This window comes from Stenotrophomonas sp. LARHCG68 (genome assembly GCF_052871705.1).
This window is the reverse complement of sequence record NZ_JBIXJV010000001.1, coordinates 1017260-1038173: the sequence shown is the minus strand read 5'-3', so window position 1 is coordinate 1038173 and position 20914 is coordinate 1017260. Positions and strand designations below refer to the sequence as shown.

Sequence of the window (20914 nt, the reverse complement as noted above, 5' to 3'; positions counted from 1 at the left end):
GAGCGAAACCGTGCCGGCAGCCGCCCCGCCCCCTGTTCACCCCTGAGCCCTTGTTCCCCCGTTCCCCCGTCGCTACCCTGCTTCGGCACACTTCTGGCCCGGCATGTCTACTTCTTCCCGATTCGTCCATCTCCACGTCCACACCGAGTTCTCGATGGTGGACTCCACCATCCGCGTGCCGGCCAAGCCGGACCAGGCGGACCCGAAGAAGGCCAAGCAGGCCAACATCCTCAGCCGTTCGGTGGAGATGCAGGCCCCCGCGCTGGCCGTCACCGACTTGAACAACATGTTCGCGCTGGTGAAGTTCTACAAGGCCGCCGAAGGCGTGGGCATCAAGCCGATCGCCGGTGCCGACCTGCTGATCGCCGAGGAGAACCAGGACCCGTGGCGGATGACGCTGCTGTGCCGTGACCGCGAGGGCTACCTGAGCCTGTCGCGGTTGCTCACCCGCGCCTGGATGGAAGGCCACCGCAACGAAGGCGGCGTGGCGGTGCACCCGCAATGGCTCAAGGACGGCGGCCAGCACCTGTTCGCGTTGGCCGGCCGCCACAGCCTGGCCGGCCGCCTGGCCGCCGAAGGCCGCCACGACCTGGCCGAGCAGCAGCTGGCCGACTGGCAGCGCGTGTTCGGCGACGGCCTGCACCTGGAGCTGACCCGCACCCAGCGCGAGGGCGAGGAAGCCTTCAACCAGTTCGCGCTGATGGCCGCCGGCCAGCGTGGCCTGCCGGTGGTCGCCACCAATGACGTGCGCTTCCTGTCGCCGGAGGATTTCGACGCACACGAAGCGCGCGTGTGCATCTCCACCGGGCGCGTGCTCGATGACCCCAAGCGTCCGCGCGAGTACAGCCGCGAGCAGTACCTGAAGACGCCCGAGCAGATGTGCGAGCTGTTCGCCGACATCCCCGACGCGATCGACAACACGCTGGCGCTGGCGCAGCGCTGCAACGTGGAGATGCGGTTGGGCACCTACTTCCTGCCCAATTACCCGGTGCCCGACGACGAGACCCTGGATACCTGGATCCAGAAGATGTCGCGCGACGGCCTGGCCGAGCGCCTGGAGAAGAACCCGCTGGCGCCGGGCATGAGCCGCGAGGACTACTTCGAGCGGCTGGAGTTCGAGCTCAACACCATCATCAAGATGGGGTTCCCGGGGTACTTCCTGATCGTTGCCGACTTCATCCAGTGGGGCAAGAACCAGGGCATCCCGATCGGTCCGGGCCGTGGCTCGGGTGCCGGCTCGCTGGTGGCCTGGGCGCTGAAGATCACCGACCTGGACCCGCTGCCGTACAACCTGCTGTTCGAGCGCTTCCTCAACCCCGAACGCGTGTCGATGCCCGACTTCGACATCGACTTCTGCATGGACCGCCGCGACGAGGTGATCGACTACGTCGCGCGCAAGTACGGCCGCGAGCGCGTCAGCCAGATCATCACCTACGGCACCATGGCGGCCAAGGCGGTCGTGCGCGATACCGGCCGCGTGCTGGGCTTCCCGTACGGCCTGGTCGACGGCGTGTCCAAGCTGATCCCGAACATCCTGGGCATCCACCTGAAGGATGCGCTGGGCAAGGGCAAAGAAGGCGTGGATTCGGAAATGGCCTCGGCCGAGCTGATCCAGCGCTACGAGACCGAGGACGACGTCCGCGACCTGATCGACCTGGCGCTGCAGCTGGAAGACCTCACCCGCAACGCCGGCAAGCATGCCGGTGGCGTGGTGATCGGCCCCGAGCCGCTGAGCGAGTTCTGCCCGCTGTACGCCGAACACGACGAAGGCGGCATCGGCAAGAACCCGGTCACCCAGTTCGACAAGAACGACGTGGAAGAAGTGGGCCTGGTGAAGTTCGACTTCCTCGGCCTGCGCACGTTGACCATCATCGATTGGGCGGTGAAGGCGATCAACAAGCGCCACGAACGCGCCGGCATCCCGCCGGTGGACATCACCCAGATCCCGCTCGACGACGCCCCGACCTACAAGGACATCTTCGCCAACGGCAACACCGGCGCGGTGTTCCAGTTCGAATCCTCGGGCATGCGCCGCCTGCTGAAGGACGCGCGCCCGGACCGCTTCGAAGACCTGATCGCACTGGTGTCGCTGTACCGCCCCGGCCCGATGGACCTGATTCCGTCCTTCAACGCGCGCAAGCACGGCCAGGAAGAAATCATCTATCCCGACCCGCGCACCGAAGCCATCCTCAAGGACACCTACGGCATCATGGTGTACCAGGAGCAGGTGATGCAGATGGCGCAGATCGTCGGCGGCTACTCGCTGGGCGGCGCCGACCTGCTGCGCCGCGCGATGGGCAAGAAGGTGCCGGCGGAAATGGCCAAGCACCGCGAGATCTTCCGCGAGGGTGCGGCCAAGGGCGGCGTGGACGGCCCCAAGGCCGATGAAATCTTCGACCTGATGGAGAAGTTCGCCGGCTACGGTTTCAACAAGTCGCACGCCGCGGCCTATGCCTTGGTCAGTTACCAGACCGCGTGGCTCAAGCGTCATTACCCGGCCGAGTTCATGGCGGCCACGCTGTCCTCGGACATGGACAACACCGACAAGGTGGTCGGCTTCCTGGCCGAGGTGCGCAACCTCAACCTGACCGTGCTGCCGCCGCGCGTGAACGACTCGGCCTACATGTTCGAGGCCGCCAACGCCGACACCATCCGCTACGGGCTGGGTGCGATCAAGGGCGTCGGCCAGGGGGCCTGCGAGGCCGTGGTGGACGAGCGCCTGCGCAGCGGCGAGTACGTTTCGCTGCTGGACTTCTGCACCCGCGTGGAGTCCGGCAAGCTCAACCGCCGCACGCTGGAAGCGATGATCAACTGCGGCGCGCTTGACGGGCTGGGCAAGAACCGCGCCACGCTGATGCTGCAGTTGCCGGAAGTGCTCAAGGCCACCGACCAGATGGCGCGCGAGAAGGCCTCCGGGCAGAACTCGCTGTTCGGCGCGCCGGACCCGGTCAGCACCGCCAACCAGCTGGACCTGCCCGAAAGCAAGGAATGGCCGCTGGCGCAGTTGCTCGGCGGCGAGCGCGAGACGCTGGGCTTCTACCTCAGTGGCCACCCGTTCGACCCCTACGCCGAGGACGTCAAGGAACTGGTCGGCACCGACCTGGGCGGCCTGGACAAGATGGTCACCCCGGCGTTGCCGTCCAAGGACGGCGAAAAGCGCGCCTGGCGGCAGGAGGCGCAGGTGATCCTGGCCGGCATGGTCATCGGCGTGCGCCGCAAGGGCGACAGCCAGGTGTTCGTGACGCTGGAGGACGGCAAGGGCCGGGTCGAGTGCAGCGCCTTCTCCGACGGCCTGGCCGAATTCGGGCACCTGATGACCAAGGACCGCATCCTGGTGGTCAAGGGCGGCCTGCGCGAGGACGAATTCAACGGCGGCTATGCCCTGCGCATCCGCCAGTGCTGGGACTATGAACAGCTCAGCGCCGACCATGCCACCGGCATGTTCCTGCGCGTGGATGGCCGCGGCGGCCCGATCTGGCAGCGCATCGACGCCCTGCTGGCCGGCAGCCGGCCCGGCCGCACCCCGCTGCGCCTGGACCTTCTGCTCAACGGCAAGCCCAACGGCAGCGTGGCCGGCATGCTCGACCTGGGCGGCCAGGGGGCGGTGCGGGTCAGCCCGCAGCTGCTCGATACCCTGCGCGAGGACCCGGCCGTGCGCCGGGTCAAGGTCAAGTACAGCCCGCCTTGGGCGAACTGAACCGGACGGACGCGTACGGGTTCATTCGACGCGTTCGGCTACACTTCCCCCCTTTAATTCATGACGGTTTCCGATGAATCCGAACTACCTCGACTTCGAGCAACCCATCGCTGATCTGGAAACCAAGATCAAGGATCTGCGCAGCGCCAGCGCCGGGCCGGCGGTCAATGTCGATGCAGAGGTGAAGGCGCTGGAAGACAAGCTGCGCCTGCGTACCGCACAGATCTTCCGCAACCTGACCCCCTGGCAGGTGCTGCAGGTGGCCCGCCACCCGTCGCGCCCGTACCCGCTGGACTACATCCGCATCTTCTGCGACGAGTTCCAGGAACTGGCCGGCGACCGCGCCTTCGCCGATGACAAGGCCATCGTCGGCGGCCTGGCCCGCATCGGCGGCCGCGCAGTGATGCTGATCGGCCACCAGAAGGGCCGCGACACCAAGGAAAAGGTCAAGCGCAACTTCGGCATGCCCAAGCCGGAGGGCTACCGCAAGGCGCTGCGCCTGATGAAGATGGCCGAGCGCTTCAAGCTGCCGGTGCTGACCCTGATCGACACCGCCGGCGCATGGCCGGGCATCGACGCCGAAGAGCGCGGCCAGTCCGAGGCCATCGCCCGCAACCTGATGGAAATGGCGGAGCTGAAGGTGCCGGTGATCTGCACCGTGATCGGTGAAGGCGGCTCCGGCGGCGCGCTGGCACTGGGCGTGGGCGACCGCACCCTGATGCTGGAGTACAGCGTGTACTCGACCATCAGCCCGGAAGGCTGTGCCTCGATCCTGTGGAAGGACGCCAGCAAGGCCAAGGACGCCGCCGAGCAGCTGGGCATGACCGCCCCGCGCCTGAAGAGCCTGGGCCTGGTCGACAAGGTGATCCGCGAGCCGATCGGCGGCGCCCACCGCAACCCGAAGCAGATGGGCACCCGCCTGAAGGCCGTGCTGCTCAATGAACTGGACGCGCTGGACAAGCTGAGCGTGGAAGCATTGCTGGAGCAGCGCTACAAGCGCCTGCGCAGCTACGGTGCCTACGAGGCCGCCTGAGCCAACGCCGCCACGGGGACACAGGGATGAGCCCGATCATTCTGCTTTCGCTGGTATTGCAGGTTGCCTGCTGCGTGCACGTCGTGCGCAACGGGCGGCCGCTGTACTGGATCGTCATCATCCTGATGTTCTCGTACCTGGCGGTGCTGATCTATTTCATCGCCGAGATCCTGCCGGGGTTGCGCAACAACCCCAGCGCGCGGCGCGGCCTGCGCCAGGTGCGTGACCAGCTTGATCCGTCCCGTGGCAAGCGCCAGGCCGACCAGCGCCTGCGCGTGTCCGACACCGCCGAGAACCGCCGGCAACTGGCGCAGCAGCACCTGGACCATGGCGAGTACGCCGAGGCCGCCACGCTGTTCGAAAGCGCCCTGCGTGGCATCCACCGCGAAGACCCCGACCTGATGCTGGGCCTGGCCAAGGCCCAGTACGGGCTCGGCCAGGCAGCACAGGCCCGGCAGACACTGGACGCGCTGATCGCCGCCAATCCGTCCTTCCGCTCGCAGGATGGTCATCTGTTGTATGCCCGCGCCGTGGAGGACAGCGGCGATGTCGATGCCGCCCTGCACGAGTACGAGGCCATGGTCGACGGCTTCGCCGGCGAGGAAGCACGCCTGCGCTATGCCCTGCTGCTCAAGCGCGCCGGCCGCCCCGACGAGGCGGCCGCACAGTTGCGCAAGCTGCTGGACCGTGCCGAGCTCTCACCGAAGTACTACCAGCGCGCCCAGCGCGAATGGACCGACCTGGCCCGCAAGGAACTGCGCCAGCTCACCGCGTAGCAGCGGCCTCGGCCGCGAAACAGGGAACCCCTCCCCTCGCAAGAATGCCCGCCATGGCAGCCCACTGGCGGGCGGTTTTCATGCGCGCGGACGCCGCAATGGCATCGCGGGTACAAAAAAGGCCGGCATTGCCGGCCTTTCTGCTTGATACCCCCGTGCATCAGAACGGCTTGGCGATCACGAAGTACACGATGGCGATGAACAGCACCAGCGGCAGTTCGTTGAACCAACGCAGCGCGCGCGAGGACGGCAGCCCCCTGCCCTTGGCCACGCCCTTCAACCAGCGACCGGTCACGGTGTAATAGACCATCAGCAGCACCACCAGCCCGAGCTTGGCGTGCAACCAGCCCGCCCCGCCGGGAGCCACCATGGTCGGGAAGTCCGGCAGCACCTTGTAGCCCAGCCACAACACCAGCCCCAGCAGGAAAGCGATGCCGAACATCATATGGCCGAAGCGGTACAGGCGCATGCCCATCAACTGCAGGCGCTGCTGCACGGGCGCCTGCCCGGCGGTCTCGGTCAGGTTGACCAGGATCCGCGGCAGGTAGAACACCGCCGCCATCCACGCCACCACGAAAACAAGGTGGAAGGTCTTGACCCAAAAATAGGACTGCATGCACTGGCTCCGGCGGCGGCGTAGGATGTGCGCCATTTTCGCCCATCCGCACAAGACACGCACATGCAGGAAAAACAGTACGACGCCGCCTACTTCCAGCGTTGGTACCGCCGTGGTGATATCGGTGGCGCCGCACGCCTGGCGCGCAAGGTGCAACTGGCGGTGGCCAGCGCCGAGTACTACCTGGAACGGCCGATCCGCAGCGTGCTGGACATCGGCGCCGGTGAAGGCGCCTGGCGCGCGCCTCTGCTCAAGCTGCGCCCGAAGCTGCAGTACATGGGCTTTGACGGCAGCGAATACGCGGTACGTCGCTATGGCCGCACCCGCGATCTGCACCTGGCGCGTTTCGGCGACTTCCAGTGGCTGCGCCCGTGCGCGCCGGTGGACCTGCTGGTCTGCTCGGACGTGATGCACTACGTGCCCAGCCGCGAGCTCAAGGCCGGGCTGGAAGGCCTGGCCGAGCTGTGCGGCGGGGTCGCCTTCCTGGAGACCTTCACCGCCGAGGACGACTTCCACGGCGACCATGACGGCTTCCAGAAGCGCCCGGCGCGCTGGTACCGGCGGCAGCTGCAGGAGGCCGGCTTCCGCGCGGTGGGCTCGCACTGTTGGCTCGGCCCCGCATTCAGCGACGACGTCGCCGCGCTCGAAAGCCCCCGCTGAGCCAGTCCGGCCGGCCTTAACGCCATCGCCGCCAGACTGGAGTATGCTGCGCAGCACCATATGACCATACATATTTGGACGTCATGCTTTATCAACTGCATGAATTGACCCGCAACCTGCTTGCCCCGTGGGTTCACCAGGCCCAGGCCAACGCGGCGTTCTTCAACAACGGCGGGCACTGGTGGTCGTCCATGCCCGGCGCCGACCGCCTGGCCGCGATGAACGAGCTGTTCCATCGCCTCGGCAAGGATTACGAAAAGCCGGAATGGGGCATCCACGAGCTGGAGCTGGACGGCGAGATCGTGCCGATCGCCCAGCTCACCGAGGTCGAGAAGCCGTTCTGCAAGCTGCTGCGCTTCAAGCGCCACAGCAACGAGACGTCCAAGGTCGAAGCCCTGCTGGCCCAGCCGATCGTGCTGGTGGTGGCGCCCTTGTCAGGCCACCACGCCACCCTGCTGCGCGACACCGTGCGCACGCTGCTGCGCGACCACCGCGTCTACGTCACCGACTGGGTGGATGCGCGCATGGTGCCGGTCGAACAGGGCGAGTTCGGCCTGGACGACTACATCGAGTACGTGCAGGAATTCATCCGCCACCTCGGCGCCGACAACGTGCACGTGGTCAGCGTGTGCCAGCCGACCGTGCCGGTGCTGGCGGCGGTGTCGCTGATGGCCAGCCGTGGCGAGGCCACGCCGCGCTCGCTGGTGATGATGGGCGGCCCGATCGATGCCCGCCACAGCCCCACCGCGGTCAACAACCTGGCCACGCGCAACCCGTTGTCGTGGTTCGAGAACAACGTCATCCACACCGTGCCTGCCCCGTACCCGGGCCAGGGCCGCCGGGTCTACCCGGGCTTCCTGCAGCACGCCGGCTTCGTCGCCATGAACCCCAGCCGGCACCTGATGTCGCACTGGGATTTCTACACCGACCTGGTCAAGGGCGACCTGGACGATGCCAACGCGCACCGTCATTTCTACGACGAGTACAACGCGGTGCTGGACATGCCGGCACAGTTCTACCTGGACACCATCCGCGTGGTGTTCCAGGAGTTCCTGCTGCCGCGCGGTGAATGGTACGTACGCGGTGAGCGCGTGGACCCGTCGGCGATCCGCGACACCGCGCTGCTGAGCATCGAGGGCGAGCTGGACGACATCGCCGGCCTGGGCCAGACCGAAGCGGCGCAGGCACTGTGCACCGGCATCCCGGCGTCGCGCCGCAACCACTTCATCGTCGAGGGTGCCGGCCATTACGGCATCTTCAGTGGTCGCCGCTGGCGCGAAGTGGTCTACCCGAAGATGCGCGACTTCTTCAGCGCGCAGTCGCAGCCGGCCGCGGCGAAGAAGAGCCGCAAGGCAGCGGCGAGCAACGTCACGCCGCTGCGCCGTCGCGCGCAGCGCTAAGTACATTTGGACCTTTGCAGCCCCTCTCCCGCCTGCTGGAGAGGGGTTGGGGTGAGTGCAGATCGAAACGATGGCAATGCGCTTGGCAGCGTACTGCCCAGAACCCGCTGTCAGGGCCAAGGCAGAAGCCTCAAATGCTCAAGTGCTCAGAATCCCCTCATCCGCCCCTGGCGGGGCACCGCCTCCCTCTCGCGGGAGAAGGGAGGCAATCAGCGCCTGCCTCATTCAATACAAAGGCCCCGGCAATCACCGGGGCCTTCTGCGTTTACGACACTGCCTTCAACCCGACCACACCGGCCACGATCACGCCCAGGCTCAGCAGGCGCGCGGTGCTGCGTGACTCACCGAAGAACAGCATATTCACCAGCACCGCCGCCGCGGTGCCCAGGCCGATCCATACCGCATAGGCCACGCTCAGCTGCAGGTAGCGGAACGACTGGTACAGCAGCACGAACGAGGCACCGAAGCCGCCGAAGAACAGCAGCGCATTGAGCGCATTCCTGCGCTGGCTGTAACGCTTCAGGCCAACCACGCCCAGCGTTTCCATCAGCGCGGCGATCACCACCAGGAACCAACCCATCTCAACCGTCCTTGCCGGTCGCACCGGCAGTTTCTGCTTCCTTGCCATCGGCCAGCTTGAGCGCGATCACGCCCGCCACCAGCAGCGCCATGAAGGCACCCTTGGCGACGCTGAAGCTGCCACCGAACAGGAAGATGTCCATCAATGCAGCGCCCACCGTACCCACTGCCGCGAACACCGCGTACACGGTGCCGGTCGGCAAGGTTTCGCAGGCGCGGGCCAGCCATTGGAAGTCGACCAGAATGACCGCGATGATCGGTATCCAGTGCCACCAGGCCGAGGCCACGTTGAACCCATACACCCAGACCAGCTCGAACACGCAGGTCAGGGCAACAAACAGCCAGCCTTTCCCGGCCATGTCGTTCTCCTTGCTTCTCGTTGTTGTGTGCGGTGCGCATCGGCACCGCCGTGATCAGACCGCCGGCGCGCGCCCCAGTCCGGCGCCGATGAAACGCTCCAGTTCGGCCAGATGCGCCCGCGCCTCGTCGGCCGACGTATCGGCATACAGGTGCACCTGCTCGGCGGCGGCCTCGATGGCACCGACCAGCACCCGCGCGGCATGCCGCGGCTGCACGCCGGCGGCGATCGCACCGTCCGCGCGCGCCTGTTCCAGCAGTTGCTGCAGCCACGCGTACAGCGGCGCGTAGATCTGCTCCCAACGCCGCATCTGGTCGGTCTGGGTCATGCCGCTGTACAGCAGTGCGACCTCCTGGTGCTGCGCGCCGACCTCGGTGAAGATCACCGCCGCCAACCGGTCCAACTGCGCGCCGGCCGGCAGGCCATCGAGCTGCGCATGCAACCGCGCCAGCAGCTGGGTCAGCACGCGCTCGGCGATGCCGCCCATCACCGCCAACCGCGACGGGAAGTACAGGTAGTACGTGCCCTGGGCGATGCCGGCGCGCTTGACGATGTCCGATACCGTTGCCTTTTCGACGCCCTTTTCGGCGAACACGGCGATGGCGGCATCGATGATGGCGGCGCGCTTGTCCATGGCGAACTCAACTGACTGACTGTCAGTCATTTTAGGCGTCCGCTCCGCAAGGTCAACCCGGACCCGCGCCGGGGCTGAACCACGATTTAGAAAAACCCCTTGCCCGCGTTCCGGAAGGAACACCCGGCTCCACCAGACAAGATCGCTTGCCAGCGGCCGGCGCGGCCCCTAACATGCGCGCCGTCGTCCCGGTTCTCGTGGCGACCGTAAGCGTTCACGTCAACCAACGCGCCCATCAACTCCGGCCCTGCCGGGGCTGTTTGCCCGCTCGCGGGCGATAGGCGCCTTTGCTTGACCGGATCCTGGAGATCGCTCTTGAACGCTTCACACAAACCCACCATTTTCCTCGGCATTCCCAAGCTTCCCGTGCGTTACGGCGCCCTGGTCATGCCGTTGCTGCTGTCCCTGCTGATGACCAGCATCGTGTCGTTGATCAGCACCCTGAAAAGCATCGGCCTGTCGCCGCAGCTCACGTCCAAGTGGCTGGGCGCTTGGGGCGTTTCCTGGCTGATCGCCTTCCCCGTGCTGTTGTTGCTCCTGCCGGTGGTGCGCCGGGCAACCGCCGCATTGGTGCGCTCGCCCTGAGCATCCGCGCAGGGCTCCACCGTCATGCCACAAACGAACGGGGCGCCAAGGGCGCCCCGTTCGTTTGTTCCGGCTGGCATGTGGCTTACAGGCGCACCAGCAGATGCTTGGCCATCGCGCCATGCAGCTTGCCGATGCCCCGTGCCAGGTGCAGCGTGCCGAACAGCAGCAATGCACCCACCGCCACCGATACCGGCCACACCCAGAAGGCGGTGGCCACGTTCACGCCATCGATCCAGATGCCGGCCGGATGGTCGAACAACAGGTCACCCAGCGGCGCGAACATCAGTGCCAACGACAGCGACAACAAGGTCGTTGCAATGGTGAAGTAGGCCACGCCCAAGGGCAGCATCAGCAGGAAGTACAGCATCGTCAGCCAGGTGCGCCCGTCGGCGAACATCGCCCCGATGCGCGCCAGCCAGCCTTGGCTCTTGTCCGTGTAGGCCGGGCGACGCGGCATGCGCACCCCGAGCATGGTCTCGATGATGCGGCCCTCCACCAGCGACAGCACCCGCACCGACCCCAGGAACAGCAGCAGGATCGGGATACCGACGATCAGGATCAGCAGCGATACCGACAGCGACAGGCCGGTCACCACCCAGGTGAAGAAGAACGTGCCGGTGGCCAGCGACAGCAGCATGTAGAACAGCGCGCCGTAGGTATGCGGGTCGAGCACGACGCCGAAGAAGCGCGCCGCCAGCGGCCGCTGCGGCGGCCACCGCCGCCGGCGTGATCCGCATGCCCGGCGCACGCAGCGCGCGGTTCACCGTCACTTCGGTCTCGCGGTAGATCTCGGCCACTTCCTCCGGCGCGCCGTAGCTGCCGGCGACACCGGCGATGACCTCCGCCTCGGTCTTGCCGGCCTGCTCGGCCAGTTCCGAGCGCAGGTACTCCTCCGCGTCGTACAGCGCGTCCTGGATCATCGCCGGATCGGCACCGGCCAGCGCCGCGCGCAGTTGCTCCAGGTACTCGGGGATGGTGGTGGGAAGCGGCCTTGCGTGGTTGTCAGCGTTCATCAGTGGATTCCCTCCAGTACGTACTGCAAAGAGTTGCGAGTGGCATCCCAGGCGGCGATCCACTGCCGCAGCGCGGCGCGGCCGTCATCGTTGATACGGTAGTAACGTCGCGGCGGCCCGGACACCGAGGGCTCGACATGGCTTTCCAACAGCCCGGCGCCTTCCAGGTTGCGCAGCACCGGGTACAGGGCGCTCTGCTTGCCACTGAGCACGCCCTCCCCGACGCGCTCCAGCTCCTTGGCGATCAGGTAGCCGTACAGCGGCTCCGAAGCCTTGGCCAACACCGCCAGCAGCGCCAGCGAGACCGTGCCGGAGCTCAGTTCCTTCTGGAACTTGCGTAGCTGGGCATCCAGGTCACTCATCGCCCCACTCCTTCCAACTAGCCTGAATCGAATACTAGTGCTGAGTTCGGTATAGCGAATGTGCCGGTAGTCATCCCACCTTGCGTCATGCCGCTGGCCGGCGGCGCGGGCAATCGCGCAGAATCGGCCCACACCCAATCCGGAATGCGCCCGATGACGCTTCGCCCCTCGCTGTTGGCCCTGGCCCTGATGTTGTCCCCGCTGCCGCTGCTGGCCGCCGATGCCCCCGCCAAGTACCGCAGCGCGCAGGAGATCATCGACGCCTCGCCTGCCAGCGACTGGCACACCCCGGCCGCGGAGAACCTGCTGTACATGAACCTGGCCGGTGGCCGGGTCATCATCGAACTGGCGCCGGCGTTCGCCCCGGAACATGCCGGCAACATCCGCACCCTGGCACGCGAGCATTTCTGGGACGGGCTCAGCATCTACCGTTCGCAGGACAACTTCGTGGTCCAGTTCGGCGATGCCGATGCCGATGACACCGCCAAGGCCAAGTCGATGGGCAGCGCCAAGCCGCACCTGCCGGCCGAGTTCCAGCGCCCGGCGCAGGGGCTGGCGTTGACCGCCCTGCCCGACCGCGACGGCTGGGCAGCGAAGACCGGCTTCGTCGGTGACTTCGCGGTCGGCAGCGATGGCGAGAAGGCATGGCTGGCCCATTGCTATGGTGCGCTGGGTGCCGGCCGCAACAATGACGACGACAGCAGCGTCGGCGCGGAGCTGTACGTGGTCACCGGGCAATCGCCGCGCCAGCTGGACCGCAACATCACCGTGGTCGGGCGCGTGCTCAAGGGCATGGAGCTGTTGAGCACCATCACCCGCGGCCCGGATCCGATGGGCTTCTACGAGAATGCCGCCGAGCGCACGCCGATCATCTCGATCCAGCTGGCCAGCGAGCTTCCGGCCGACCAGCGTGTGCCACTGCAGGTGCTGCGCACCGATTCCAAAACCTTCGCCGATGCGGTGGAAGCGCGCCGCAACCGCGTGGACGGCTTCTACAAGCGTGCCGCCGGGCACATCGACCTGTGCAACATCCCGCTGCCGGTACGCGTGGGTGCGGCGGTGAAATAAGCGGTCGACCCGGGCGGCAAGGCCTGCCCGAAGTGGATCACGCGGGCCAGCTCCGCCCCTGCCCGGTCCTGCCATTTGCTCCGCGAAGGAGAGGACCGGGCACAAGGCGCCCCCGCCGCCCTGCATCCACGCTTGACAGCACGGCGCGCCCGTGCAATTAATCAATTAACGAATTAGTTAAGTGATTACCCATGGCTGCCGACCAGATCTTTGAAGCCCTGGCCTCGCGTCCACGCCGCGAGATCCTGGCCTACCTGTCCGCACAGGAACTCACCGCCGGCGAGATCGGCCAGCGCTTCGACATGAGCGCACCGGCCATCTCCCGCCACCTGTCGGTGCTGGCTGCCGCCGGGTTGGTCACCAGCGAGCGCCGCGGCCAGTTCGTCTATTACCGGCTGACCCCGGACAACATGGTCAACACCCTCAGCAGGTTCGCCTTCGAGGTCTGCCCCACGGCCGGCCCGCTGCAACGCGAATCGCGCCGCAAGGCCAAGGCCAAACCCGCTACCTGATCGCCATCGAGGCACGCCATGGAACGCACCCGCACGACCCGCGACCGCAGTTTTCCCCGTGTCTCGATTGCCGCCGCCGATGGAAGGCGGGCGGTGGAAGTCACCCTGCTCAGCCAGCTTGATCCTGGTGCCGGCGATGCGCTGGCCCTGCGTGCCGGCCAGCGCCAGCAGCATCACCCGCAGTTCAACGATGCGCTCGATGAGCCATCGGTACGCCTGTCCGCACCCGACTTCGCGGCACACGATCCCGCCTCGCTGTACACCTTTTCGGTCGGCAGCGCCGGCCATCCGTTCCATCGGCACGCCGGCCCGCGCCTGTTCACCGCGGTCAGCGGCAGCGGCGGCGCACGGCTGCGATTCATCCCGGCCACGTCATCGGCCGAGGCCGGTGCGCTGGAAGGCCTGCGCCACGTCGAGATCCCTGCCGACTGCCTGTTCACCGTACGCATGGCGGCACGCACCTGGCACCAGTTCCAGCCCCTGCACGGCAACGGGCAGCACCCGGCCTTGTTCGCCGTGTCGTGCCACCCGGACGAAACCGCCGGTGAGCTGGACCCGGCCACCCGCGCACAGGTCGGTCGCGGCGAAGCGGACCTGGCCAGCCTGACCGAACTGCTGCCGCCGGCGCTGCTGCAGGCGCTGTCGCAGCTCGACCCGACCAAGGCGCCGGTCCCGACCACCACGCTGGGCTTCACCCACGCGATGGACACGTCCTGGTGCATCGGCCTGTGTGCGCACCTGCGTCGGCATGTCGGCCGGGCGCGCCAGACGCTCGCCCGCCTGTGCCGGCTGCATGGGGTTGTCGGCCAGGACCTGCCCGCGCTGCGCACGTGCACACTGCCTGCCCTGCCCGCACGCTCCCTGCTCGCCGCGCAATTGCACGGTCATCACCACCAGGACAGCGTGCAGATCCGCATCGACACCCGCTGGCTCGGGCGGCAGTCGCCGGAACACCTGCTGGTACGCCTGCTGGAGGCCTTCATCGAACAGCCGGCCGCGCCGGTCAGCGGCCTGATGCGGTTCCGCAACCTGCTGGTCAAGCCGCTGGGGCTGCGCACGTCCACGCTGGGCTGCCCGGTGTCGTCGCTGCTCAACGATTCGGCGGCACAGCGCTTCGCGCAACGCTTCCCGGTGCTGGACGCCCAGGTCGACGCCGAGCACGCGCAGGTGCTGCTGGGGGCCGATGATCGCCACCTTGGGTTCCGCAGCGGTGTCTCGGTGCAGCGCGACGGCGATGGCATGCTGTTCACGCTGTCCACGCGGGTGCGCTGCCGCAACCTGTTCGGCCGCGCCTACATGGGGGTGGTGGACCCGGTGCATCGGCACTACATCGCGCCGCGAATGCTGCAATCGGCGGTGGCTGCGCTGGTACACGCGGAAGAACGGGAGATGGCGCCGGCCGGCGCAGCCTGAACCGCCGCATCGTTCAGGCGATGGAACGATCCGGCCACCGGCCCGACCTACCGGCCGGTACCTCCAGCAGCTAACGTAAGCCCATCCCTACTACCGGAGCAGCTGCCATGGCACACGTCACCATCGAATCCACCGATACCGATTACGCGCATGCCATCAGCAACGGCAAGCACCAGTTGATCGCCGATGAACCGCCAAGCCTGGGCGGACAGGGGGCCGGCATGGCGCCGTTCGACCTGTACCTGGCCTCGTTGGCCTCATGCACGGCGATTACCTTGCGCATGTATGCACAGAAGAAAGGCTGGGACCTGGGCAAGTTCAGCGCCGAGCTGACCTCCAGCCGCGACGAAGCCGGTAAGCTGCAGGTGCATCGCGTGCTGTCGGCCACCGGCCCGCTGAGCGATGCGCAATGGGAACGCCTGCTGGACGTGGTCCAGCGCACGCCGGTGACCCTGGTGATGCGCGAAGGCGCCACCATCACCAGCGAACGCCGCAGCTGAAGAGGAACTACACGCATGTATACGATCGTCGTGCTCTGGGACAACGACAACGCCGAAGTCACCCAGTGGGAAGACGCCCCGATGGTGACCACCTGGAAGGACCGCGAGATCTCGCTGCGTGCTGGTCCGCGTGAGCGGGTGGATGAACACGGCACGGTCAGCCAGGTGGCGGTCTACCTGCCCGACGAGCTGAACGAGGAAGAGTTCCAGGAGCTGTTCGCCGTGCACGAGAAGCAGGTACCGGAACTGCACCTGCACGGCTGACCGCCTCCTACGGTTGAATGAACAACGGCGCCTTTCGGCGCCGTTGTCGTTCAGCCCTTCTTCGCGCGGCGCCGGCGCAGCCACACGCGCAGGCACCACAACAGGAAGCCGCCGACGATCAGCAGCGGCAACAGGCCCGCCGCCACGCGGATCATGTAGGCCAGGCTGGTGGTGAATATCTCGCCGAAATCGCCGAATGCACGGCCGATCTCGCTGCGATTGCGTTGGCTGTTGGTCGACTCGAAATCCAGGGTGACCAACTGGGTGTCGATACGACGATGCTGTTGCGCGGCGTCGCGGTCGGCCTGCTGCAACCCGGCCTCGATCTCGGACAGCCGCTGCGAGAGGGTCAACAGGTCGGCCACCGCCAGGTCACTGCGCTGCTGGTACTGGACCAGGCGCGCATGCTCGTTCTTCAGGCGATCCTGCATCAACCGGGTATCGGCCACCTGCTGGGCCAGGTCCTCGGCCTCGGTGTCGCGGTTGGTGACCTCGCCCTTGTCGGCGGCCAGGGCGATCAGTGGCTCCACTCCCTTGGGGGCGATGCGCACCTTGATCGTCCCGCGCGGCGCGTCGCCGGCCTGCTGCGAGACATTCAACACGGCGCAGTCGCCGAACGTCGCGCTCTGGCAGGCCTCGGCCACCGCCTTCACCCGCGGCGCGATCTCCTTGCCCGGCAGTTGCAGCTGCACGGTGTGTTCATAGGCCAGGAAGGCCCCTTCCGGCGATTGCACCGCCTCGGCCGCCACCGCGCCGGCGCTGGCCATTTCATGCTTGCCGCAGCCGGCCAATGCCAGCAATGCGCCCAACCCGAGCGCCCAGCCCATTCCCTGCAGATACGTCATGCGTCCTTGTTCCCCGTGAATTGATCGTGCCACGCAAGCATAACCACCTGCCTGAATACGAACGCTAAGGAAATGTGCAGGCGCGGTGGCGCCTGCCTTTGCCCGATCCGGCACGGCCCGCCCAACCAACGGCAGGTGCGCCCCGCCCCGCACCCGGCCTATGCTCGGGGTTTCCCAACGCTCCAGGATCAACGATGCGCAAGCACCTGCTCGCCGCCGCCCTGCTCGCCGGCCTGGCCGGTTGCCAGGACGGCCAAGCCCCCACCGCCCCGACCGCCAGCACCGAGCAGGCCGGCCAGAGCCAGGCCGACGCCCAGTTCGCCGAACTGTCGAAGAAGGCACTGGATACCTGGATGCAGCTGTCCCCGGTCAGCGCCACCCAGATCGGCGACCACCGCTACGACGGCGAGCTCGACGACCTCAGCGCCGACGGCCAGAAGAAGAGCCTGGAAGCCAGCAAGGCCCTGCTCGCCGACCTGGACAAGGTCGACGTCAGCAAGCTCGGTCGCGAGAACCAGGTCGACGCCGCGATCCTGCGCAACCAGTTGCAGTCCGATATCTGGAACAACGAAACCCTGCAGTCCTGGCAGTGGGATCCGCAGGTCTACAACGGCCTGGCCGGCAGTGCCATCTACGGCCTGATGGCCCGCGAGTTCGCGCCGCTGCCCGAGCGCCTGAAGTCGGCCACCGCGCGCATCGAGAAGATCCCGCAGATCTTCGCCGCCGCCCGTGCCAACCTGGACCCGGCCCGCGTGCCGAAGATCCACGCCGAGACCGTTGCCAAGCAGAACAAGGGCATCCTCAGCCTGGTCGAGACCTTCATCACGCCCAACATCGGCCAGCTCGAGGCCGCCGACCAGCAGCGCCTGACCGCTGCCATCGACGCCCTCAACAAGGCCGTGGCCGAGCAGCAGGAATGGCTGGACAAGACCCTGGTGCCGAACGCCAAGGGCGATTTCCGCATCGGTGCGGAGAAGTACGACCAGAAGCTGAAGTTCTCGCTCAACTCCTCGCTCTCGCGCGCCGAGATCGGCGAGCGTGCCCGCGCCGAGCTGACCCGCGTGCGCGCGGACATGTACGGCATCGCCCAGCAGGTACTGAAGGACAAGCCGGGCGCACCGGAAATGCCGGCCAACCCGACCGACGACCAGCAGCAGAAGGCCATCGAGGCCGCGCTGGAACTGGCCTATGCCGACAAGCCGGCGCGCGACAAGGTGGTCGACGACGCCAAGGCCTCGCTGGCCCAGTCCACCGAGTTCGTGCGCACGCATGACCTGATGACCCTGCCCGATGCACCGGTGGACATCATCCTGATGCCGGAGTTCCAGCGCGGCGTGGCCGTGGCCTACTGCGACTCGCCCGGCCCGCTGGACAAGAACCTGAAGACCTTCTATGCGGTGTCGCCGATCCCGGACGACTGGAACGACAAGCAGGTTGACTCGTTCCTGCGCGAGTACAACAGCCGCATGATCCACCTGCTGTCGATCCACGAAGGCACACCTGGCCATTACCTGGAAGGCTGGCACTCGGGCAAGTTCCCGTCCACGCTGCGCGCCGTGCTGCGTTCGGGCCTGTTCGCCGAAGGCTGGGCGGTCTACACCGAGCGCATGATGCAGGAACAGGGCTACCTGGATAACGACCCGCTGTTCCACCTAGTGCAGCTGAAGTTCTACCTGCGCACGATCTCCAACGCCATCCTCGACCAGGGCGTGCACGTGGACAACTGGAGCCGCGAGCAGGCCATGCACCTGATGACCCACGACGCCTTCCAGCAGGAAAGCGAAGCGGCCGGCAAGTGGGTGCGCGCGCAGCTGACCTCAGCGCAGCTGCCGACCTACTTCGTCGGTGCACAGGAACACTTCGACACCCGCAAGGCGGTGCAGGACAAGCAGGGGGCCAACTTCAACCTGAAGGCCTACCACGACCAGATCCTGTCCTACGGCGCACCGCCGGTGCGTTTCGCCCGCCAGCTGATGCTGGACCAGCCGATCCAGTAAGCGCGCGGCCCGCCCGTTCCACACCGACGCCCGGGACCTTCCGGGCGTCGGCGTTTCCGACCAGCGTTGAACGCACTCCAGGCACACGCCGACGGTGGTGTAATGACCATCCCTACCCGCTCCCAGGACCGCCGCCGTGAACCTTGCCGCCGTCGAGATCAAGGCCTTCGTCCCTGCGCGTGAGCTGGCCCATTCGATGGCGTTCTACACGCAGCTGGGCTTCGAGATCCCGTGGTCATCCGACGACCTGGCCTACGTGCGCCACGGCGGCACCCGCTTCCTGTTGCAGCCGTTCTTCGTGGCCGAGCATGCCGGCAATTTCATGATGCACCTGCTGGTGGAGAACGCCGATGACTGGCATCGGCACGTCCATGAAAGCGGTGTGATCGAACGCTTCCAGACCCGGGTGAGCGCGGTTGCCGACCAGCCTTGGAACATGCGCGACTTCACGCGGGTCGATCCTGCCGGCGTGCTGTGGCGCATCGGGCACAACCTCTGAGCCGACGCCGGCCATTGCCGATGCACTGGATGGACGGGCATCACGCGCGTAGCATCGCTGCGTCATGACCACGCTCGACACCCGCCTTCCGCCACCGATCGTGCTGTTGCTGTGCGGCCTGCTCGCCTGGCTGTGTGCCCACCAACTGCCGGGCTTCGCCTTTTCCCTGCCGATGCGGGTCACCATCGTCACCGTGACGGCGAGCGCCGGGGTACTGCTCAACCTGGTACCCAAGCTGCTGTTCCAGCGCGCCGGCACCACGGTCAACCCACTACGCCCGCAGCGTACGACGCACCTGGTGACGCACGGCGTCTACCGCTTCACCCGCAACCCCATGTACCTGGGCCAGGCACTGGTCCTGCTGGCCGCCTGCCTGTGGCTGCGCAACGCCGTTGCGCTGTTGGCAGTGCCCGTCTTCGTTGCCTACATCACACGCTTCCAGATCCAGCCTGAGGAACGCTATCTGGCACAGCGCTTCGGCCCTGCCTTCGACGCCTTCCGTACCCGCACGCGACGCTGGCTGTAAGGCCCTCACCCCTGAAGGAATGCTGCATGCCCCTCGACCGTGAACAACTGCTGCGCCAGGCAAATGCCGTCCTCGACTGGAACCGCCGGCATCTGAATGCCACCTCGGTGCTGAGCGAAGCGCAGGTTGGCGAATGCTTCGCCGAGCACTTCGTGGTCGAGCCGAATGGGCGCCACTACGCCGCCAGCCATGCCGACTACCTGGCCTTCCTCAACGGCATGAAGGCCGGCATGGCGGGCATCGACTACGACGTCGACCACGCGCTGGCCGATGGTGATGCCGTCACCCTGTCGATGCGGGCGCACATCGCCTACGGCGATGGCCGCCGCGAACACTTCCGCGCGATGCTGCTGATGCGCTTCGACGCGGATGGCAAAGTCGTGCTCTGGCACGAGGTCTACGTCCCCCTGCCGGCAGCCACCTGACGTCGGCAGTACCGCACAACCCGCATCGCCGTGGTGGCCTCATCCACCACCGCAGGATGAGCCACAACCACCGAGGCACCATGGAAACGATCGATTGGAAGGACTTCACCAAGGTCGAACTGCGCGTCGGCCGCATCATTGCCGCCGAACCGTTCGCCGAAGCCCGCAAGCCTGCCTACAAGCTGCAGGTCGACTTCGGCCCGGAACTGGGCGTGCGCAAGTCCAGCGCCCAGATCACCGCCCTGTACGACCCCGCCACGCTGGTTGGCAAGCAAGTGGTGGCTGTGGTCAATTTCCCGCCCAAGCAGATCGGCCCGATCATGTCCGAATGCCTGGTCACCGGCTTCCACGATGCCGAAGGCCGGGTCAGCCTGTGCGTGCCCGAGCACGACGTCCCGCTGGGCACGCGGCTGCTGTGAGGCCGCCGGTGGATCCCGACGGCGCCATCACGCCGTCGGCCGATACTGTGCGGCAACCACGTACCCACCACTGACCGGCAGAAACCACACATGGGCAAGGGCAGGCTTGAAGCATTCAGTGATGGGGTCATGGCCATCATCATCACCATCATGGTGCTGGAGGTGAAAACGCCGGAGGGCGGCACCCTGCAGGCCTTGCGCCCGCTGATCCCCACCCTGCTGGCCTACCTGCTCAGCTTCATCTACGTGGGCATCTACTGGAACAACCATCACCACCTGCTGCAGGCCTGCAAGCGCATCTCCGGCAGCGTGCTGTGGGCCAACCTGCACCTGCTGTTCTGGTTGTCGCTGCTGCCGTTCGCCACGCGCTGGATGGATGACTACTACCTGCTGCCGCTGCCTACCGCCGCCTACGGCGGTGTACTGCTGGCCGCGGCCATCGCCTATGCATTCCTGCAACAACGCATCGTTGCCGCCGAAGGCAGGGAGTCGACCCTGCGCGAGGTACTCGGCCGGGACTGGAAGGGAAAACTGTCGCCGCTGCTCTACCTCACCGGTATCGGCGTCAGTTTCGTGCAGGTGCATGTCGCGCAGGCGATCTACGTCGGCGTGGCACTGATGTGGCTGATCCCCGACCGTCGCATCGAGCGCGGGCTGGCCGTCGACCCTCCCGCCCCCTGATCCTGGCCGGCAGGCCCGTGCGATCATGCGCCGACCCGGACACTGGCAG

23 protein-coding genes and 1 pseudogene are annotated in these 20914 nt (G+C 66.8%); 17 read left to right on the top strand and 7 right to left on the bottom strand.

Annotation, left to right across the window (positions count from 1 at the left end):
• Window positions 1-103: 103 nt before the first annotated feature.
• The 3 genes from dnaE to ACIPR8_RS04420 all read left to right on the top strand — a co-directional run bounded on the left by dnaE (window position 104) and on the right by ACIPR8_RS04420 (window position 5506).
• Window positions 104-3697 carry a DNA polymerase III subunit alpha gene (gene dnaE / locus ACIPR8_RS04430; protein ID WP_446540260.1) on the top strand — a complete coding sequence of 1198 codons (3594 nt, stop codon included), beginning with the start codon at window positions 104-106 and terminating at the stop codon, window positions 3695-3697.
• Between the two features lie 73 nt (window positions 3698-3770).
• A complete protein-coding gene (locus tag ACIPR8_RS04425; RefSeq protein WP_132865147.1) occupies window positions 3771-4730 on the top strand; it encodes an acetyl-CoA carboxylase carboxyltransferase subunit alpha in 960 nt (319 codons plus the stop codon).
• Between the two features lie 26 nt (window positions 4731-4756).
• Window positions 4757-5506, top strand: a complete 750-nt coding sequence (locus ACIPR8_RS04420) for a tetratricopeptide repeat protein (protein ID WP_446540259.1) — start codon at window positions 4757-4759, stop codon at window positions 5504-5506.
• 160 nt (window positions 5507-5666) lie between these two features.
• Here the strand turns inward: ACIPR8_RS04420 and ACIPR8_RS04415 are convergent, their stop codons facing one another.
• A complete protein-coding gene (locus tag ACIPR8_RS04415) occupies window positions 5667-6122 on the bottom strand; it encodes a CopD family protein (RefSeq protein ID WP_192287960.1) in 456 nt (151 codons plus the stop codon).
• Between the two features lie 63 nt (window positions 6123-6185).
• Between ACIPR8_RS04415 and ACIPR8_RS04410 the strand changes: the two genes are divergently transcribed.
• Both ACIPR8_RS04410 and ACIPR8_RS04405 read left to right on the top strand, forming a co-directional pair.
• Window positions 6186-6782 (top strand): class I SAM-dependent DNA methyltransferase, encoded by a 597-nt coding sequence (locus ACIPR8_RS04410; RefSeq protein ID WP_446540258.1) that lies wholly within the window; start codon window positions 6186-6188, stop codon window positions 6780-6782.
• Between the two features lie 83 nt (window positions 6783-6865).
• The gene (locus ACIPR8_RS04405; RefSeq protein WP_446540257.1) at window positions 6866-8182 is read left to right on the top strand and encodes a polyhydroxyalkanoate depolymerase; all 1317 of its coding nucleotides are present in this window, start codon (window positions 6866-6868) and stop codon (window positions 8180-8182) included.
• Window positions 8183-8447: 265 nt separating this feature from the next.
• Here ACIPR8_RS04405 and ACIPR8_RS04400 read toward each other — a convergent pair whose 3' ends face one another.
• From ACIPR8_RS04400 to ACIPR8_RS04390, 3 genes are read right to left on the bottom strand one after another with little or no spacing between them, the layout of a single operon-like run.
• Window positions 8448-8762 carry a DMT family transporter gene (locus ACIPR8_RS04400; RefSeq protein ID WP_192287957.1) on the bottom strand — a complete coding sequence of 105 codons (315 nt, stop codon included), beginning with the start codon at window positions 8760-8762 and terminating at the stop codon, window positions 8448-8450.
• Between the two features lies 1 nt (window position 8763).
• The gene (locus ACIPR8_RS04395) at window positions 8764-9120 is read right to left on the bottom strand and encodes a DMT family transporter (RefSeq protein WP_446540256.1); all 357 of its coding nucleotides are present in this window, start codon (window positions 9118-9120) and stop codon (window positions 8764-8766) included.
• 54 nt (window positions 9121-9174) lie between these two features.
• Window positions 9175-9783, bottom strand: coding sequence for a TetR family transcriptional regulator (locus ACIPR8_RS04390; protein ID WP_446540255.1), 609 nt, complete (start codon window positions 9781-9783; stop codon window positions 9175-9177).
• Window positions 9784-10068: 285 nt separating this feature from the next.
• Here ACIPR8_RS04390 and ACIPR8_RS04385 point away from each other — a divergent pair, with 285 nt between their 5' ends.
• Window positions 10069-10338, top strand: coding sequence for a DUF2798 domain-containing protein (locus ACIPR8_RS04385; RefSeq protein WP_225591887.1), 270 nt, complete (start codon window positions 10069-10071; stop codon window positions 10336-10338).
• A gap of 85 nt (window positions 10339-10423) precedes the next feature.
• Here the strand turns inward: ACIPR8_RS04385 and ACIPR8_RS04380 are convergent.
• Both ACIPR8_RS04380 and ACIPR8_RS04375 read right to left on the bottom strand, forming a co-directional pair.
• Window positions 10424-11354: pseudogene (locus ACIPR8_RS04380) on the bottom strand (sensor domain-containing protein).
• Window positions 11354-11716 (bottom strand): PadR family transcriptional regulator, encoded by a 363-nt coding sequence (locus ACIPR8_RS04375; RefSeq protein ID WP_132865156.1) that lies wholly within the window; start codon window positions 11714-11716, stop codon window positions 11354-11356. Before ACIPR8_RS04375 ends, ACIPR8_RS04380 begins: the two are co-directional and overlap by 1 nt.
• Window positions 11717-11869: 153 nt before the next feature.
• Between ACIPR8_RS04375 and ACIPR8_RS04370 the strand changes: the two genes are divergently transcribed.
• From ACIPR8_RS04370 to ACIPR8_RS04350, 5 genes are all read left to right on the top strand, one after another.
• Complete coding sequence (locus ACIPR8_RS04370; RefSeq protein WP_446540254.1) at window positions 11870-12784, top strand: peptidylprolyl isomerase; 915 nt, start codon at window positions 11870-11872, stop codon at window positions 12782-12784.
• Window positions 12785-12975: 191 nt separating this feature from the next.
• Window positions 12976-13296 carry a metalloregulator ArsR/SmtB family transcription factor gene (locus ACIPR8_RS04365; RefSeq protein WP_057635045.1) on the top strand — a complete coding sequence of 107 codons (321 nt, stop codon included), beginning with the start codon at window positions 12976-12978 and terminating at the stop codon, window positions 13294-13296.
• A gap of 18 nt (window positions 13297-13314) precedes the next feature.
• Window positions 13315-14709: a DUF2867 domain-containing protein gene (locus ACIPR8_RS04360; RefSeq protein ID WP_446540253.1), complete on the top strand. Its 1395-nt coding sequence runs from the start codon at window positions 13315-13317 to the stop codon at window positions 14707-14709.
• 107 nt (window positions 14710-14816) lie between these two features.
• Window positions 14817-15209: an OsmC family protein gene (locus tag ACIPR8_RS04355; protein WP_132865159.1), complete on the top strand. Its 393-nt coding sequence runs from the start codon at window positions 14817-14819 to the stop codon at window positions 15207-15209.
• A 15-nt stretch (window positions 15210-15224) separates the two neighbouring features.
• Window positions 15225-15473, top strand: coding sequence for a hypothetical protein (locus tag ACIPR8_RS04350; RefSeq protein WP_132865160.1), 249 nt, complete (start codon window positions 15225-15227; stop codon window positions 15471-15473).
• 50 nt (window positions 15474-15523) lie between these two features.
• On the opposite strand, the gene ACIPR8_RS04345 is transcribed toward ACIPR8_RS04350, so the two are convergent.
• A complete protein-coding gene (locus ACIPR8_RS04345; protein ID WP_446540252.1) occupies window positions 15524-16318 on the bottom strand; it encodes a DUF4349 domain-containing protein in 795 nt (264 codons plus the stop codon).
• 194 nt (window positions 16319-16512) lie between these two features.
• Between ACIPR8_RS04345 and ACIPR8_RS04340 the strand changes: the two genes are divergently transcribed.
• The 6 genes from ACIPR8_RS04340 to ACIPR8_RS04315 all read left to right on the top strand — a co-directional run bounded on the left by ACIPR8_RS04340 (window position 16513) and on the right by ACIPR8_RS04315 (window position 20865).
• Window positions 16513-18315, top strand: a complete 1803-nt coding sequence (locus tag ACIPR8_RS04340; RefSeq protein WP_132865162.1) for a DUF885 domain-containing protein — start codon at window positions 16513-16515, stop codon at window positions 18313-18315.
• A gap of 136 nt (window positions 18316-18451) precedes the next feature.
• A complete protein-coding gene (locus ACIPR8_RS04335; RefSeq protein WP_446540251.1) occupies window positions 18452-18814 on the top strand; it encodes a VOC family protein in 363 nt (120 codons plus the stop codon).
• A 64-nt stretch (window positions 18815-18878) separates the two neighbouring features.
• Complete coding sequence (locus tag ACIPR8_RS04330) at window positions 18879-19340, top strand: methyltransferase family protein (protein WP_446540250.1); 462 nt, start codon at window positions 18879-18881, stop codon at window positions 19338-19340.
• 26 nt (window positions 19341-19366) lie between these two features.
• Window positions 19367-19765, top strand: coding sequence for a nuclear transport factor 2 family protein (locus ACIPR8_RS04325; RefSeq protein ID WP_446540249.1), 399 nt, complete (start codon window positions 19367-19369; stop codon window positions 19763-19765).
• Between the two features lie 80 nt (window positions 19766-19845).
• A complete protein-coding gene (locus ACIPR8_RS04320; RefSeq protein WP_323439341.1) occupies window positions 19846-20184 on the top strand; it encodes a tRNA-binding protein in 339 nt (112 codons plus the stop codon).
• Window positions 20185-20274: 90 nt separating this feature from the next.
• Window positions 20275-20865, top strand: a complete 591-nt coding sequence (locus tag ACIPR8_RS04315) for a TMEM175 family protein (RefSeq protein ID WP_446540248.1) — start codon at window positions 20275-20277, stop codon at window positions 20863-20865.
• The last annotated feature ends 49 nt before the right edge of the window (window positions 20866-20914 follow it).